The sequence below is a fragment of the Brevibacillus nitrificans genome (genome assembly GCF_003710965.1).
GTDB classification, from domain to species: Bacteria; Bacillota; Bacilli; order Brevibacillales; family Brevibacillaceae; genus Brevibacillus; species Brevibacillus centrosporus.
This window is the reverse complement of sequence record NZ_RHHU01000002.1, coordinates 58,897-75,377: the sequence shown is the minus strand read 5'-3', so window position 1 is coordinate 75,377 and position 16,481 is coordinate 58,897. Positions and strand designations below refer to the sequence as shown.

17 protein-coding genes are annotated in these 16,481 nt (G+C 41.3%); all 17 read left to right on the top strand.

The genetic code is table 11. The features are described 5' to 3' along the window. The first annotated feature begins 4 nt into the window (after positions 1-4). The 17 genes from flgK (at position 5) to fliS (ending at position 16,476) form a co-directional block, all read left to right on the top strand. Entirely contained in the window at positions 5-1,492 is a 1,488-nt protein-coding gene (flgK, locus tag EDM59_RS01310; RefSeq protein WP_122921984.1) for a flagellar hook-associated protein FlgK, read from the top strand. A 15-nt stretch (positions 1,493-1,507) separates the two neighbouring features. After that, complete coding sequence (gene flgL / locus EDM59_RS01305; RefSeq protein WP_122921983.1) at positions 1,508-2,410, top strand: flagellar hook-associated protein FlgL; 903 nt, start codon at positions 1,508-1,510, stop codon at positions 2,408-2,410. 21 nt (positions 2,411-2,431) lie between these two features. After that, positions 2,432-3,010 carry a DUF6470 family protein gene (locus tag EDM59_RS01300; protein WP_122921982.1) on the top strand — a complete coding sequence of 193 codons (579 nt, stop codon included), beginning with the start codon at positions 2,432-2,434 and terminating at the stop codon, positions 3,008-3,010. A 13-nt stretch (positions 3,011-3,023) separates the two neighbouring features. Continuing rightward, positions 3,024-3,440 (top strand): flagellar assembly protein FliW, encoded by a 417-nt coding sequence (gene fliW / locus EDM59_RS01295; protein ID WP_122921981.1) that lies wholly within the window; start codon positions 3,024-3,026, stop codon positions 3,438-3,440. An 11-nt stretch (positions 3,441-3,451) separates the two neighbouring features. Continuing rightward, entirely contained in the window at positions 3,452-3,700 is a 249-nt protein-coding gene (gene csrA, locus EDM59_RS01290; RefSeq protein ID WP_122921980.1) for a carbon storage regulator CsrA, read from the top strand. A 176-nt stretch (positions 3,701-3,876) separates the two neighbouring features. Beyond that, complete coding sequence (locus EDM59_RS01285; RefSeq protein WP_122921979.1) at positions 3,877-4,695, top strand: flagellin N-terminal helical domain-containing protein; 819 nt, start codon at positions 3,877-3,879, stop codon at positions 4,693-4,695. A gap of 79 nt (positions 4,696-4,774) precedes the next feature. After that, positions 4,775-6,730: a glycosyltransferase gene (locus EDM59_RS01280; RefSeq protein WP_122921978.1), complete on the top strand. Its 1,956-nt coding sequence runs from the start codon at positions 4,775-4,777 to the stop codon at positions 6,728-6,730. 202 nt (positions 6,731-6,932) lie between these two features. Next, a complete protein-coding gene (locus EDM59_RS01275; RefSeq protein WP_148040815.1) occupies positions 6,933-8,471 on the top strand; it encodes a CDP-glycerol glycerophosphotransferase family protein in 1,539 nt (512 codons plus the stop codon). 108 nt (positions 8,472-8,579) lie between these two features. Then, positions 8,580-9,656, top strand: coding sequence for a pyridoxal-phosphate-dependent aminotransferase family protein (locus tag EDM59_RS01270; protein ID WP_122921976.1), 1,077 nt, complete (start codon positions 8,580-8,582; stop codon positions 9,654-9,656). A 52-nt stretch (positions 9,657-9,708) separates the two neighbouring features. Next, positions 9,709-10,440 carry a phosphocholine cytidylyltransferase family protein gene (locus EDM59_RS01265; RefSeq protein ID WP_122921975.1) on the top strand — a complete coding sequence of 244 codons (732 nt, stop codon included), beginning with the start codon at positions 9,709-9,711 and terminating at the stop codon, positions 10,438-10,440. Then, a complete protein-coding gene (locus EDM59_RS01260) occupies positions 10,437-11,276 on the top strand; it encodes a LicD family protein (protein WP_122921974.1) in 840 nt (279 codons plus the stop codon). The genes EDM59_RS01265 and EDM59_RS01260 overlap by 4 nt, the downstream gene beginning before the upstream one ends. Before the next feature lie 19 nt (positions 11,277-11,295). After that, positions 11,296-12,060, top strand: a complete 765-nt coding sequence (locus EDM59_RS01255) for a class I SAM-dependent methyltransferase (protein WP_122921973.1) — start codon at positions 11,296-11,298, stop codon at positions 12,058-12,060. Positions 12,061-12,351: 291 nt separating this feature from the next. Continuing rightward, positions 12,352-13,026 carry a class I SAM-dependent methyltransferase gene (locus tag EDM59_RS01250; RefSeq protein WP_122921972.1) on the top strand — a complete coding sequence of 225 codons (675 nt, stop codon included), beginning with the start codon at positions 12,352-12,354 and terminating at the stop codon, positions 13,024-13,026. Between the two features lie 16 nt (positions 13,027-13,042). Further along, positions 13,043-14,107: a glycosyltransferase family 2 protein gene (locus EDM59_RS01245; RefSeq protein ID WP_122921971.1), complete on the top strand. Its 1,065-nt coding sequence runs from the start codon at positions 13,043-13,045 to the stop codon at positions 14,105-14,107. A gap of 101 nt (positions 14,108-14,208) precedes the next feature. Beyond that, positions 14,209-14,556 carry a flagellar protein FlaG gene (flaG, locus tag EDM59_RS01240; protein ID WP_246010851.1) on the top strand — a complete coding sequence of 116 codons (348 nt, stop codon included), beginning with the start codon at positions 14,209-14,211 and terminating at the stop codon, positions 14,554-14,556. A gap of 12 nt (positions 14,557-14,568) precedes the next feature. Next, positions 14,569-16,080 carry a flagellar filament capping protein FliD gene (gene fliD / locus EDM59_RS01235; protein ID WP_122921970.1) on the top strand — a complete coding sequence of 504 codons (1,512 nt, stop codon included), beginning with the start codon at positions 14,569-14,571 and terminating at the stop codon, positions 16,078-16,080. Between the two features lie 18 nt (positions 16,081-16,098). After that, positions 16,099-16,476 carry a flagellar export chaperone FliS gene (gene fliS, locus EDM59_RS01230; protein ID WP_122921969.1) on the top strand — a complete coding sequence of 126 codons (378 nt, stop codon included), beginning with the start codon at positions 16,099-16,101 and terminating at the stop codon, positions 16,474-16,476. The last annotated feature ends 5 nt before the right edge of the window (positions 16,477-16,481 follow it).

The window sequence follows — 16,481 nt, the reverse complement described above, 5'->3', positions numbered from 1 at the left end:
CAATATGCGCTCTACCTTTCATGGTATAGAAGTTAGTAAGCGCGGTTTGTTCGCACAGCAATCCGCCTTAAATACAACGGGCCACAACATTGCGAATGCAAATACAGAGGGCTATAGCCGCCAGCGTGTAAACATGCAGGCGACGACTGGGCTTCCGTATGTGGGCATGTTTCAAACGATCGAGCCAGGCTTACTTGGTACAGGGGTACAGGCAGACAGCATTCAGCGCCTGCGCGAGGAGTTTCTGGATATTCAGTATCGCAATGAATACAAGCGTCAAGGCTATTGGGATGCACGAACGGAAACACTGGAAAAAGTCGAGGGCATCATGAACGAGCCTTCTGATACCGGCCTGCAAAAGGTCATGGACCAGATGTGGCAGGCATGGCAGGATTTGGCGAAAGACCCGACTGATACATCTGCTCGTGCGGTTGTTCGCGAGCGAAGCAAAGCGGTAGCGGATACGTTTAATACCACTTACAAGCACCTGCAGGAAGTTCAAACCGATCTGGACAATGTGGTAAATGTGAAGGCGATGGAGATTAATTCGATCGGTCAGCAGCTTGCCAGCCTGAACAACCAGATTTCCAATGTGGTTCCGCATGGGTATCAGCCCAATGATTTGTACGATCAGCGGGATGTTCTCTTGGACAAGCTCTCCAAGCTGGTGGACATCAAGGCGACGCAGTCTACGGCTGGCATGGTGAACGTCACGATTGAAGGACGGGATTTTGTAACAGGAATCACGTCTCAGCCTTTTGCTGCGGTACAAAACCCGCTTACCGGCGTGAGCGATTTGACATTGGGTGGCGCTGCATTTACGCCGACTTCGGGATATATGGCAGGTACGCTGGAATCCCGCGACCAGATTGTTCCTAACATTTTGAAGCGCCTCGACGTTTTGGCAGTGAACCTGACAAAAGAAATTAACGACATCCACCGTGCAGGGGTGAGCTTGTCGGATATAAATAATGGTACGGTGCAAGACTTGCCGTTCTTCGTAGACACGACTGCACTCGCAGGAAACGCAGCGACCAAGGATTATCCAACCGGCGCGCTCCGCATTACAATCAACCCAGAAATCACAAAGAGCCTGGACGCCATTGCAGCAGCGAAACCGGAGGCGACCTCTACTCCGGTAGGTAACAACGAGACGGCGCTCGCGATCGCTTCCATCAAATTCAAGGTGCTGGCTGCAGGTACAGGTCCGAACGACTTGGCGGAAAGCTCAACATTGGATAACTACTATCGTTATACGATCAGCCAATTGGGTGTAGATGCCCAGGAAGCGACGCGAAATCAAGCAAACTCGGAGATGCTTGTCGGAACGGTAGACAACCAGCGCCAATCCGTATCTGGAGTCTCCATCGATGACGAGATGGCGGAAATGGTCAAATACCAGCACGCATACAGCGCCTCTGCGCGCGTCATGACGAGCATGGACGAAATCTTGGACAAAGTCATCAACGGCATGGGCCGTGTGGGTCTCTAATAGGAGGGATTAGTAGTGGCGGTACGCGTAACGCAAAATATGTTGAATAGCAACATGCTGCGTAATTTGCATAAGTCGATGGGGACTATGGACAAGCTGCAGCAGCAGCTTTCGTCAGGCAGCAAAATCAACAAGCCTTCTGATGACCCGGTTATTGCCGCTCGTGGGATGTTCTATCGCTCCTCTTTGATGGAGAATGATCAGTATAAGCGCAATGTCGATGAGGCGCAGTCCTGGATGGATATGACGGATACGACCATGGATGAGATGGGAAGTATTATGAAGCGGGTGAAGGAAATTCTTGTTTACACCGGAGATGGGGCCGTTTCTGCTGATGACTTGAAGGCCATGGGAGCAGAAGTCGAAGAACTGAAGAAGCACATGGGGACTTTGGCGAATCAGCAGATCAATGGGAAGTATATTTTTGCTGGTACGGATACAAATAAACCTCCGTACGATGCAACTGCTAAAGCTGGTGTCGGGGATTTTGTAAGCACAAACAGCTCGCCTATCAATTTGGAAGTGAGCCAGGGTGTACTAGTAACGTCCAACGTCAATGCTCAGAACATCTTCAATTACCCTAATAATGCTAATAATATGTTCACAGTACTAAACAATATTATCGGGGAACTGAGCAACGGAAGAACGGCGACCCAATTCCAAACGGCAATGGATGATCAGTACAATAAGCTTTTGGCTGAACGGGCCTCGCTTGGAGCAAATGTAAACCGAGTAGAGTTGATTGCAGAGCGTTTGGATACCCAGGAAGTAAGCATAACAGGCCTTATGTCCAAAAACGAAGACGCTGACATGGCAAAAGTGATGACTGATCTAAAAACTCAGGAAAGCGTGCACAACGCCGCATTAGGCTCAGGTGCTCGCATCATTCAGCCGACATTGTTGGACTTCCTGCGCTAGTTGACAGGAGGCAGATGAGACGTGAATATCCCGAAAATACAAATGCAAAGCACGTTTGCCCAGCTCGGATTGAACATCATCAAGCCAATTCAAGATATTAAGCAGCCGTATGCGGAAATGAACCTAAAGCAAGTGCCGGCTACACTGAATATCGAACAAGCCCGAACCACATTACATATCGATTCCAGCCAAGCGCGAGCGAACATCGGAATTATGACCTCCATGCAGTTTAGCGAAAGTGCAGCAGCTTACGGAAAAGAAAAGGCCCTTCAGGCAATCGGGGAAAAAAGCCAAGAGGGTGATCGACTGATGCGGATCTATACAAAAGAAAACGCAATCGCTGCAATTGGTAGAGAAAAAGCCCTTAGAGTCCTGGAGGGGGGGTATACACCTCCGTCTGCGTCTGCAGATGAAGGTGTCAATATTGATATCCAGCTGAAGCCTGTGGTAATAAACGTCCAAAGAAACGGAATGAGTATGGATCCAGTGACGAGGCAGCCTGAGCTCTCCTATACACCAGGCAAAGTAGAGCCGTATATGATACAATACAACAGTCTGAAAATAGATGTAGTAGGCAGTCAGTTGGATCAGATGATGTAAGCGAGGGGAAAACATGAACGCAAGTCAACAAGTGGAATTGGGCAAGCTATTTTTTGAAGATGGCATCCCGGGGTTTTCCCATTTGCAGTTTTTTCAGTTGTTGCAGGAAGAGGAGAGTCCATTCTTCCTGATTCGGTCAACGGAAGAAACGGAAGTAGGCTTTTGGGTGATTGATCCTTTCTCATTTTTCCGTGGATATGAAATAGGATTATCAGATTTAGTAAAAGAAGCTCTGCGTGTGGAAGATCGATCTCAAATTGCCGTGTTTTCAATTGTTACTCTTCGTGAAAATAATCAGGCAACAGTCAATTTAAAAGCTCCAATAGTGGTCAATTTGTCTAATCGAATGGCTAGACAGATTATATTGCAGAATGATACATACTCCATTCGCCAGTCGCTGTTTGACCAACAAGCTGTCGATCGAAAGTAGGTGGTGTTTGCATGCTAGTCCTTTCGCGAAAGAAAAATGAATCGATCATGATCGGCGACGCCATTGAAATCAAAATTATTTCCGTCGAGGGAGACCAAGTGCGAATTGGCATTGAGGCCCCGCGGAATTTGGATGTGTATCGGAAAGAGATTTTTGATGCTATCCAGGAGGAAAATCGTCTGGCAATACAGAGTCAGGGTGATTGGGTGGCGTTAAAACAACTGCTGGAGTCCAATAAAAGCTCGAAGGATGGTCAATAAGACCATCTTTTTTCTTATTTTGTAGAAAAAAGCAGAAAAAGTGCTAAAAGAGGAAAACATACTCTCCGATAATAGTAGTGTAGGGACAAAGTCACAAGCGCGCGATTGTGGTTCGTCTCAAATATATGTAGCAGTCACAGGGACGTGACTGTCGACAACTCAAGGAGGAACTTTACATGATTATCCAACACAATATGTCTGCGCAAAACACTCATCGTCAACTGGGTGTAAACTCTAGCAACCTGTCTAAAAACGTTGAGAAACTGTCTTCTGGCTACCGCATCAACCGTGCGGCTGACGATGCTGCTGGTCTCTCCATCTCCGAGCGTATGCGCGCTCAAATCCGTGGTATGGAACAAGCTTCCCGCAACTCCCAAGACGGTATCTCTTTGATCCAAACAGCTGAGGGTGCGCTGCAAACAGTAAACAACATGCTGGTTCGTATCAAAGAATTGGCTACACAGGCAGCTAACGGTACCTACAGCCAAACAGATGACCTTGCTCGTATCAATGAAGAGCTGACAGAGCTGAAAAGCGAGATGGAAAACATCCAAGGCAACACCAAGTTCAACGGTATTAGCCTGTTGAGCAACAGCAGTGTGATCACTTTGCAAATTGGCCAAGAATCCACTCAGCAATTGGCTCTGGCAACTTCCCGTTTCAGCCTGGTTTCTGTAACTAGCACAGTTAGCGGATGGAGCCTCGGTTCCCAAGCTAGCGCAATTGCAGTACTGAGCGCTATTGATACTGAAATCACTAACGTGAGCAAAGCGCGTTCTTACCTGGGTGCTAACCAAAACCGTCTGGAAAACACTATCAACAACTTGAACATCACTTCCGAAAACTTGACTGCTGCTGAGTCCCGCATCCGCGACGTTGACATGGCAAAAGAACAAATGCAATTCACTAAAAACAACATTCTTACCCAAGCAGCACAAGCGATGTTGGCTCAAGCGAACCAACTCCCACAAGGCGTACTGCAATTGCTGCGTTAATTTTACTAGAGGGAAAAGAGAGCGAGGAAACTTGCTCTCTTTTTCTGAATAACGTATTTTTTGAAAGGGAACATGTAAAATGAGAATATCAGCTTGTGTCATCACTAAAAATGAAGAAAAAAACCTGCCAACATGCTTGAACAGTATGAGAAGCATTGTCTCGGAAATGATCGTAGTGGATACGGGATCAACGGATCAAACTGTTGCAGTGGCTGAATCTTTAGGGGCTAAAGTGTTTCATTTTACATGGATAAATGACTTTTCCCAGGCAAAAAATTATGCGATCTCAAAGGCAACCGGAGATTGGATCATTTTTCTGGATGCCGATGAATATTTTACGGATGAAAGTGTACCGTTAATTCCATTGGTAATAAAAGAAGCAAACGAGAATGACTGTGATATTATCGTGAGTTTACTATGTAATATTGACATTTCTACAAAACAAACCATCAATACGGTCCATCACTCCCGGATATTCCGTAATCATTCGGAGATTCGTTACGAAGGGGCTATACACGAGCGCCTGATGAAATCTGGGAAGGCTCCCAGAGGGTTAATGGCTTCAGAAGGACTTGCCATTATTCACACAGGGTATTCTTCTGATATTGAAATAAGTAAAAGGAAAAGTGAGCGGAATATTAAACTGCTCGCTGCTGAATTCGAAAAAAGTCCGCAAAGTGGAGAATTATGTTTTTACCTAGCGGAATCACATATGGCTGCAAGAGAATTTGAACAAGCTTTGGAGTATGCATACAGATCAGCGGATCTCGATAATTGCACACTATTAGGTGTGAAACAAAAGAACTATTTAAATATCATCACATGCATGATTCATTTAAATAAAGAAAAGAACGAGATAAAACAATGGATTAACAAAGGGATTGAAGGATTTCCAGATTATCCTGATTTTTATTTATTGCTAGCTGATTTACTGACGCAGGAATGTAGATATCAAGATGCACTGGAGGCATTTTCAGTAGGAATCAAATTTATTGATAATGCTTTAAAATCACAATCTGCAGCACCTCATCAGGCACCCAAAATCTTAACGCTGATGGGTGAACTGCAACACAAGATTGGGCAAAATCATGATGCCGTAAAACATTTTGTTTCTGCTTTGAACATCGATAAGTTTCATTACGCGGCTTTAATACAATTACTAAAGTTATTAACCAGGTTTGAAAGCATAAACGATACAAAAAAATTCCTGAACAAAATGTATGATATTTCAAACAAAAAGGATTTATTGTATCTGACACGAGCGTGTCTTGAGGTCAAAAATCATTTGTTAGGTGGGTATTATCTTTCCCTTTTTAGTGAACAAGATTTCTTGTTAATGGCGGAGGAAAATGCAGAGTACAGGTTACTGGCAGGTGACTTCAAACACGCATCTACGTTATTCGACAAGATTTATGAGGAAAAGCAAAGTACAGAAGCCATGATTAAGGCACTTTGCGCATTGTTCTTGAGTGGGGATTCGGCTACTTTACTCGAGCATCTTCAGAAATATAAGAGCGTGGAAAGTAAGGAAATAGAGGAAGGCTTAACTAGCCTGACTGATGCTGAATGTCTTCTGTTCATCTCATGTCTGATCAAGCTTCAAAAAGTTGACAAAGCAATGGAGCTTAAACATTTGTATGAAGGGAAAAATATTATCCTAGATGTTGCAAACTTACTCTATGATAATGAAAAATTTAAAGAGGCTGAGGTCCTTTACGCTGAGTTAATTGCTAAGAAGAATTTTGAGGAAAAATCTCGTGCTATTCTTCTATCGAAACAAGGAGAGTGCTTGTGGAGAATTGGTAAGTACGAGGTGGCCAAGAAACTTGGCTATGAGGCTAGAAACTTAAATTCTCAAGAATATCAATCTCATTCTCTGTTGATGTCTGTAACAAGCGAAACAGGAGAGATCAATGAACTCACTGAAATTGTTAGGGAGGCGATTGGTCAATTCCCAGATTCCGCATTCCTGCAGTCAGTCCAAGCTGTTATAAATAATCAGATTGAGAATAATCATCAAACTATCTCCTACTAAGGATTGCAGATAATCGAATAATTGATATTTGTGGATCTCCTAAAAACCTTGTCCCGAAAGAGAGGGTTTTAGGAGATTTTTTGTTTCTTCCAATAAGAATGAATGTAAATTAGGAAGAAACTGGTCCATTTTGCCTGTTAATCTCTTGTTGAATTTTGTCGATAACATATATAGGAAGAATGAGTTTCAAACAGAGAGCGGTATGCATGATGATTATTTTGAAAGCCAAGTCTGGAGAGGACAATACGATATGAGATTAAATCGAAAGAATCAGATATTGGAATTATTCGCCACAATAGAGGAAGGGATTGAATATGCAGGATACAACGGTGGGGATAAAGCTGTTCGAATGCTTCAGGAGTGCGTGGACGGCTTTTTGTTTTTAACGGACTTTTTAGGTGAAGAGCACGAATTGCGTGATCATATTCAAAAGATAATGGATGCCGTTCATCTCTTGCTCCGTGGAGATATGGAAGACTCTTTGTTTCAATATTACATTGAGCCAATCAAGAAATTAATGCAGGACTTTAGAGTTAAACTATTACATGAGGTAAAGACAGAGGTTGAAGTAGCGTTCATGCCATATAAAATCTCCATGTGGGATTCACTAGAAAGCATTTACAGGGAAGCAGAAAAGGATCCGGATTGCACATGCTACGTTGTTCCTATTCCGTACTTCGAAAAGGATTCAACTGGACAAGTGATTAAGCAGCACTATGAAGGAAATGATTTTCCAAGTGATATCAATCTGACGCCTTATGATGCGTACGATTTTGAGAACAGACGTCCCGATATCATTTACATTCACAATCCATTCGACCAACATAATACATTAACCATGGTCCATCCACGATTCTTTTCAAGCAACCTTGAACAATATACAGACATGTTAGTATATGTTCCTTATTACGTGGCAGGAAGTACTGAAACCACTAATATGAGCTATTTACCGGCTTATCGGAATATATCAAAGATAATTGTTCAATCGAGTACTTTAAGAGATGGTTATTTAGCAGGAGGAGTAGAGGCTAGGAAAGTAGTTGACCTTGGCTCTCCTAAACTTGATGCCATGCTTAAAGCTATAGAGGATCATGGCGAAGCTCCAGTGGAGTGGAGAGAGACTATCCAAAACAAAAAAGTATTTCTATTTAATACCGGGATCGCTGATCTTTTGTCGATAGATACGTGGTTTGAACAAACGGAGACGATCTTAAATTATTTCATGGGTCACGATGAACATGCCTTAATCTGGCGGCCACATCCTCTTACGGAAAATACAATAAAAGCAATGCGGCCACATCTTTTGGGAGCGTTTGAAATGATGGGGGAAAGGCTGAAGCAATCTACCAATGTTATCGTGGATCAAAGCAGTGATATTTATCCGGCAGTTGCTGTTTCGGATGCAATGATTAGCGATTATAGCTCAGTTATGATGCAATATATCATGACTGAAAAACCAGTATTAGGCTTATTAAGTGAGAATATGACAACTCCGGGTCGATGCTATTATGCGGATTACCTAGGGTGCTATTTTATACAAGATACGTCTTTTTCTCAATTCATTGAAATGGTAGAGAAAAATGAAGATCCCAAAAAAGAAGAGCGGGTTCAAAGATTTTTAAACAGTGTAACCAATTCAGATGGTTCGTGTGGGCAGAAGATCCACCCGTTTATTAAGAATGAAGTGATCAATGAATCATTGAGCTTATTTATGATAAATAATTCACTGCTGCCTGTCTAAAGGTTTTTTTACACTACACATTTAGCATAGGGAGTTACTGAAAAAGTTCCGAGATCAGGCTGCCGATCGTACTAGAACGAACTTGCTTGATTAATGGGAGGCTTAGGAATGTTGAATTTTTCGGTGGGGCCAGTAATGATGGAACAGGAGACCTTGCGAATCGGTTCTGAACAAATACCTTATTTTCGAACAGAACAATTTTCGGAAACTATGATTGAAAATGAAGTTTTGTTAAAAAAGTTAACTCATGCAACGGAAGCATCGCGTGTTATTTTTCTTACCGGGTCAGGAACAGCGGCGATGGAAGCAGCCGTTATAAATATATTTAATGAAAACGATAAATTGCTTGTTGTTAATGGAGGTTCATTCGGAGCACGATTTAAAGAAATATGCGATGTCCATGGCTTGTCGGCAGAAGAGCTTCACTTGAATTTTGGTGAAACACTAAAAAGCGAGCATTTAGAAAAGTACGATAGGAAAGGGTTTACTGGTTTCCTTCTTAATGTGCATGAGACGTCAACGGGTATATTGTATGACATGAATCTGGTAAAAGAATTCTGTGAAAGAAATCAATTGATTCTGGTTGCTGATGCCATTAGCTCCTTTTTGGCAGATCCTTATGATATGAGTGAGTATGGTGTGAATGCTACGATACTAAGCTCACAAAAAGCCCTTGCGTTACCTCCAGGGATGTCTTTTGTTTTATTGGATGAAAAAGCCCAGGAAAGAGTACTACAAAACAAAGTCAAAAGTCTGTATTTTAACTTCAAAAATTACTTGGCGGATGGCTTAAGAGGACAAACACCGTATACACCTGCTGTAGGAGTGTTGCTTCAGCTAAGAGAGAGATTACTAGCAATTGAACATGTTGGCACCGATAAAACAATAGAAAAGGTTGCATACATTGCGCAAGATTTCAGAACAAGAATGAAGCAACTTCCTCTGGAATTAGCCCCAGGAAGCTCCTTTTCCAATGCAATCACACCTTTAAGGCCAACGGGAGAGATTACAGCAGACCGAATCTGCAATTACTTGAGGGACGATTACCAAATCTATGTATGCCCAAACGGTGGGTCACTAAGTAAAGTCTTATTTCGAGTCGGGCACATAGGTGCAATCACAATCGATGATAACAGGAAACTGATAGAAGCTTTTTTGGATATGCAGAAAAAAGGCTTGTTATAAATTGATAGAGTGCTTTATCAGGATTAATTCGATAGAAGGGGAAGGGTGGATCATGAAAGCTATATTGTTGGCGGCAGGAAGAGGAACAAGAATATCACGAATGATTGAAGAAATCCCCAAGTGTGTATTGCCTGTTGATGGTATTCCCTTGATTAGAAGAAGTGTGATGATGTTAATAGAAAGAGATATCCAGCCGATTGTATGTGTCGGTTATAATAAAACAAAAATTTTTGAAGCATTAGAAGGATTAGATGTAACCTATTTTTTTAACCCATTTTACGATGTTACCAATAGTATCGCTTCGTTATGGTTTGCACGAGAGGAATTAACAGAGGATACAATTATTATGAATGGCGATGTCTATATTGATCATTCGATTTTAGATTTAATTATAGAGACGGAAAAAGAGTGCTCCTTGATGGTAGATACGGGAAGGACCGTTGTAGGGGATTACTTTTTGATGCTGGAAAATGGATACATAAAAAAGTTTGGAAAAGATTTACCTTTAAAAGAAAGAACATGTGAATACGTAGGAATTGGGAAAGTAAGGGAAAGATTTTTAGCAGACTTTGTAGGTAAATTGAATAGTTTAATTGGAAATCAAGAACATCAGTTATGGTGGGAGAATGTATTGTACTCCTTAACAGAGGAAAAGAATATCGGAACAATTGATATTAAAGGAATGTTCTGGTCAGAAATTGATTATTTTGATGACTATGAGAGAATTTTAGCTTACACAAGCAGGGATCCTCAAAAGGAAAAGGCAGTAGGTGGAGTTAGGTGAAACCGGGAGTAGATTATCTAAAACTAAATGATGACCAGCTAAAACAATTGCAAGAAGAGATGCTTCCCTTACTTATAGAGATAGATAGAATTTGTCGAAAACATAATATCACCTATTTTTTATCAGATGGTACATTGCTTGGTGCTGTGAGACACAAAGGATTTATACCATGGGATGATGACATGGATGTCCAGATGCTTAGAAAAGATTATGACAGGTTTATAGAAGTGTGTGAGACTGAACTAGATACTTCAAAGTTTTTTTTACAGCATCAACAAAATGATGAACATTACAACTGGGTTTATGGGAAATTACGTGTGAAAAACACAACTTATGTCCGAGCTGGGCAAGAACACATTAAACAAAAGACCGGAATATGTATAGATATTTTTCCGCTAGACCCGATCTCGGAGAATAAATACAAACAAAGAATTGCTCTATACATGTGCAATTTATGTAGAAAAATATTGTGGGCGCAGGTTGGAAAAAAAGCGGCTAACACAGCGGCAGGCAGGGCTTTGTTTCGTGTTCTATCTTTAATTCCGAGAAAGCTAACTATTTTGGTCTTTGAGCTTTTTGCTAAATCGGAATATAAAAAGAACACGGCATTCCTAGCGAACCATAATTTGGTTCGCAAGATTTTAAAAAGCGAATGGTACTCCGAAACGATAACAGTCGAGTTCGAAGGTCACAATTTCAGTGCGCCGAAACGATATGATGATATTTTATCGTCACTTTATGGTAAATATCTGGAACCACCTGATGTTAATAATCGTCATGGGAATGCTTATGCTTCCCAGATAAAATTTACGAATGGAATAGAGCTGAAATTATAAAAATGAAGGAGGCAGGCTTATGAAAAGGGTATATAACGATAACATTAGCATTGATCATGATAGCTTGAAGAAATTCTACACGAAAAGAGCGGTTGAAAAGGTTGCGATTGATGTAGATGCACCAGTCGTCTTGTGCGCGGACAAGGATTTTAGCAAGATTGCAGAATGGACAAGCTTTGAAATTGAGAACAGACTCCCTCTTCTGCAACTGAATGAAGAAAGTCGCGTACTTGAAGTTGGATGCGGCACGGGGCGTATATCCAAATTTATTACACCTGTGGTAGACACTTACGTAGGCGTTGATTATGTCAAAGAGTTCATTGATTTAATTCAATCAAGAGATGATATAGAAAAAAAGAGGACAACCCACTTCATCCATTCATCCGTCCAAGATTTAATGAATGGAACCACTAAAATTCCCTTCGAAGGGAAATTTAACCGCTTTATTATTTCTGGTGGAGTATTTATGTACATTAATGACGATGAAGTAAATAATGCAATTTCCCAACTCGTCGAAAAACTTGATGATGAATGTGTGATTTACTTATCTGAGCCTATTGCTTTACATGAAAGATTAACATTAAACAAGTTCTATTCGGAAAGTCTCGAATCTGACTATAGTGCAATATATAGAACGGAAAAGGAATACAACGAAATTTTCGATATTTTATATAAACAAGGGTTTCAATTAACAACAAGTGAAGAGTTTTTCTATGAAGATATAAAAGGACAAAAAGAAACGAAGCAATGGATGTTTATTCTGAAAAGAAATAAGGTCGTGTAATTAATGTAACAAGTGAGATGTGTGTAGACATAAAGGGTTCAGAAGAGTTTTCGGTTACCTACAAAATTTCAGTCCCTAGCCTATTGAGGGAACATATATCTTTCGTAATCCTCTCAACCTATCACGTAAACAGTGTTAGACAGGTTGAGGTTTTTTTTATTGTATAACCAGGGTATTCAAAAATAAAGTTGGTTTCCGGGCCTAAAAACATCCTTTCATCTATAAAGAAAGCTGTGAAAAGTCGATATAGTATTATATCGGTTCGAGTATGAGCATCGGGGGAAGAGAAATATGGCTAAAATGGGGATTGTACATTACGATTCAGTTGAATATTGGAACGAGTATTATAAAAAGGAAAAGATTCAAGAAGAATCGACCTTTTGTACGTATATTAAAAAGCAAATCAATAATAGTTCCATCATTTTGGACGTGGGCTGTGGGTCTGGAAGAGATACATTTGCTTTTGCTAGTGATGGTTATGAGGCGGTTGGAATTGATCGATCTGAGGAAGCCATAAAGTTTAACAATGAGAAAAAATATCACGGGATCCATGCAAAGCTAAAAATTGATTTTCAAGTGGTTGATCTAAATGATTCTTTTTCCTTGAATCGCATATTGGAAGAGCTTTGTCAGAAATCGCTTAGGGAAAAGAAAAATATGGTAGTTTACCTTAGATTTTTGTTGCATTCAATTAATGAGACCACCGAAAAAGTATTGCTAAAGTCAATATCGAAGCATTTACCTAAAGGAAGTTATCTAGCAGCCGAATTTCGGACTATCGAAGATCAGGGGTTGGATAAGCTTTATGACGATCATTATCGAAGATTTATCGTAGCAGAAGATCTTGTTCGTGATTTGGAGGACCAACACCAGTTTGCAACAATTGCTTTTACGAAAGGAACAGGGCTTTCCAAATATAAAGGGGAAGATCCATTTTTGGCAAGAATTCTAATGCAAAAGAAATGATCGAAAGGAGTACGCTGTGAAAACCGTTTCTCTAGCACTGATAGCAAAAAACGAAGAAGCTCACATCAAGAATTGTCTGCACAGTGTACAAAATGTAGTGGATGAAATGATCGTTGTTGACACGGGCTCCACAGACAATACGAAGCAGATTGCAGTGGAATGCGGAGCGAAGGTATATGATTTTCCTTGGACAAACAGCTTTGCTGATGCTCGTAATTACGCTTTACAACAAGCTTCTAGTGACTGGATTTTGGTACTAGATGCGGACGAAATACTGGAGGTCGGATCAGCAGAACTGATTCGTGAATTTATCACGGGTAGTCCAGCTATTGGCCGAGTTAATATCGTGAGCAAGTATTTGGATAACGGAGAAGTTCGTTATGATTGCTCACCAATTTCTAGACTATTTCCGAAAGGTGTCACCTATACAGGACGTATTCATGAGCAGGTTATCTCGAGCTTGCCTCATCGGATGACGAGGATCACAGTCGCACATGAAGGCTACTTCCAAACAGATAAAACAGAGCGGAATTTATCGTTACTAATGAAGGAATTGGATGAGGAACCCAATAACCCGTATCTGCTTATGCAAACTGCGCGTGAATATAGAAACAGACATGATTATCATACAGCAAACCAATTTTTCTCGAGGTCCTACCAATATGCAACGAAAGAGGAAGGTTACTATCCAAAGCTTATCGTTGACTACGTCTATAATATGATGAAATTAGGTCAGCTGGATGAAGGTTACATCGTGATTCAGGCTGAGGAGGAGCGATTAGCCTTTTTTCCGGATTTTCACTTTCTGTTAGGGATGTTTTATATGGACTACGTTCTTGGGGACATTGCAACACGAGTGGAAAAACTGCCAAATATCGAGACGTCGTTTTTAAAGTGTATGGAATTAGGTGAAAGAAAAGAGCTCGGGGGAGTATTAGGCGCTGGTTCTTTTTTAGCAGCCTATAACTTAGGAGTTTACTACGAAGTGATTGGTGATTCGGGAAAAGCATTGAAATACTACCGTCTCTCTTCTGATCAAGGCTACCAAAAAGCCATGGATCGCTTGCGATTGCTAAAGTAAAGGAAATTGCTTTAATTGGCAATTTTTTCTGCCGATCATAAATGTTTGTCCCTGTTTATCCGATACCTCTAGTAAGAGTACTTTCTTTAGGGGGAAAAGAAATGGAAATCGGAGCAGCAAAAATGATGGGGAGAACACCAGGAATCTCAGACGGTGGCCAAGCTGCAGGGGAAGGAACTGCAAAACCAGTAGTCCAACCAGAAGCAGCCGGGGGGAAAGCAATTAACAAGGACCAGCTTAGCAAAGAGATCGCGGGCATGAACAAGTGGCTGCAGGTGACAAACTCACATGTTCAATTTAAATTGCACGATGAATTGAATGAGTATTACGTGCAGGTAGTCAACGATCAAACCAACGAAGTTATTCGTGAGATTCCATCAAAAAAGGTTTTGGACATGGTGGCAAAATTTCACGAAATGGCCGGGCTTTTAGTAGATGAAAGAGGATAGGAGGAGAATAAAATGCCAACAATTCGTTTTAGTGGGATGGCTTCAGGCTTAGATACTGAAAACATGGTAAAAGAATTAATGAAGGCACAAAGAGAGCCGATGAACCGAATCATTCGTCAAAAGCAGACGCACGAATGGAAACGGGACGCATACAGGGACATGAACAGCATGCTCATGGAACTACGGACGTCTGTGGATTCTTTGCGTTTTTCAGGGAATTTCAATAAAAAGAAGGCAGTTTCGGAAAACGATAATACTGTGGGTGTAAATATCGTAGGAACACCAAAACAAACCACTTATGCGGTAAAGGTGGAACGACTTGCGGAGGCAGAAATGCCGGCGTCTGCATCGCTGACGGTGAGTTCCTCCATTACAGATACAAAGACAGCAATTGGTGGTACGAGTGATTTTACACTAACTATTAACGGAGAAGATATTACAGTTTCACCGACCGATACGCTCGATGACGTAATTGGATCTATTAAATCTACAACTGGTATGGATGCATCATTCGTTGACGGGAAGTTGTGGATCGTTTCAAATTCAGGGACGACCCTTGGGGGAACGAATACATTTGATATCAGTGCAACATCATCGGATCCAAGTGCATCTGGCGATGTTACCCCTTTAGGAATCAAGATAGATGAAACAAAAACATCATCTGCAAAAACTGGACAGGACGCGCAAGTAGTCATCAACGGTATTACCTATACATCCAAAACAAATAAGGTCACAGTTGATGGTGTGGAGTTTACACTCAAGCAGGCAGGACCAGCAATCAATGTGACTAACCAGGTTGACGAGGATGCAGTATTTTCTACGATCAAGTCATTCATAGATAAATACAACGATGTTATTGCCAAGATTAACGCTAAAATAGCAGAACCAAAATACAAAAATTACAATCCCCTTTTGGATGAAGAAAAAGAAGCCTTGCCGGATAGTACAGCTGAAAAATTGGAGGCAATGGCAAAGAGCGGACTCTTGCTGCGAGATTCCATTTTAAAAAGCGGATTAGATGAGATGCGAGTGGCCATTAGTGCTCCGTTGGTAGCATCAGGTGTGAACTCGGCTTTCGATACGCTTTCCGAGATCGGGATTGGCGGTCCTCCGGCAGGAAAATACGCGTACCAAGAAAATGGTAAGCTTTATATTGATGAAGCCAAGCTGAAAGCTGCCATTAGAAACAATGGTGCCGATGTTCAGAAACTGTTCACCAATTTTGCGAGTAAAGATTCTCCGAATAAATATCAACAGAGTGGTATTGCTGAACGCTTGTATGATTCCTTGACGAAGACGATAAACAAAGTGACGAAAGAAGCAGGTAGCGCTTCTAGTACCTCGACTTATGATGATAGCTACTTGGGTAGAACGATCCGAGACGAAGAAGATGAAATCGATCGCTGGGAAGATCGATTGAAAGACATGGAGGATCGTTATTATAAGCAATTTGCCAGTATGGAGACGATGATGTCTAAGGCACAGTCACAAAGTAGCTGGTTTGCACAAATGTTAGGGCAATAAAAATAGGGAGAGATGTAGATGTTACAAAATGCTGCTCAGACCTATCAAACGAATCAGGTAACTACCGCTACTCCTGCCGAACTTACCCTTATGCTGTATAATGGGGCAATCAAATTTATCAAGCAAGCGAAAGCATCTTTAGAAGAAAGAAACTTCGTAAAGACGCATGAATCACTGCTAAAAGTGCAGCACATTATATATGAATTAATGTCTTCACTGAAAAAGGATTACCCTATTGCGCATCAGTTTGATAGAATGTACGACTATATGCTGAGAAGAACCGTTGAGGCCAACATGCGCAAGGATATGGAAATTCTCACCGAGGTAGAAGGATTACTCGTAGAATTTCGCGACACTTGGAAAGAGGCAATGGTCTTAGCGAAAAGCCAAGGGTAGAGGGA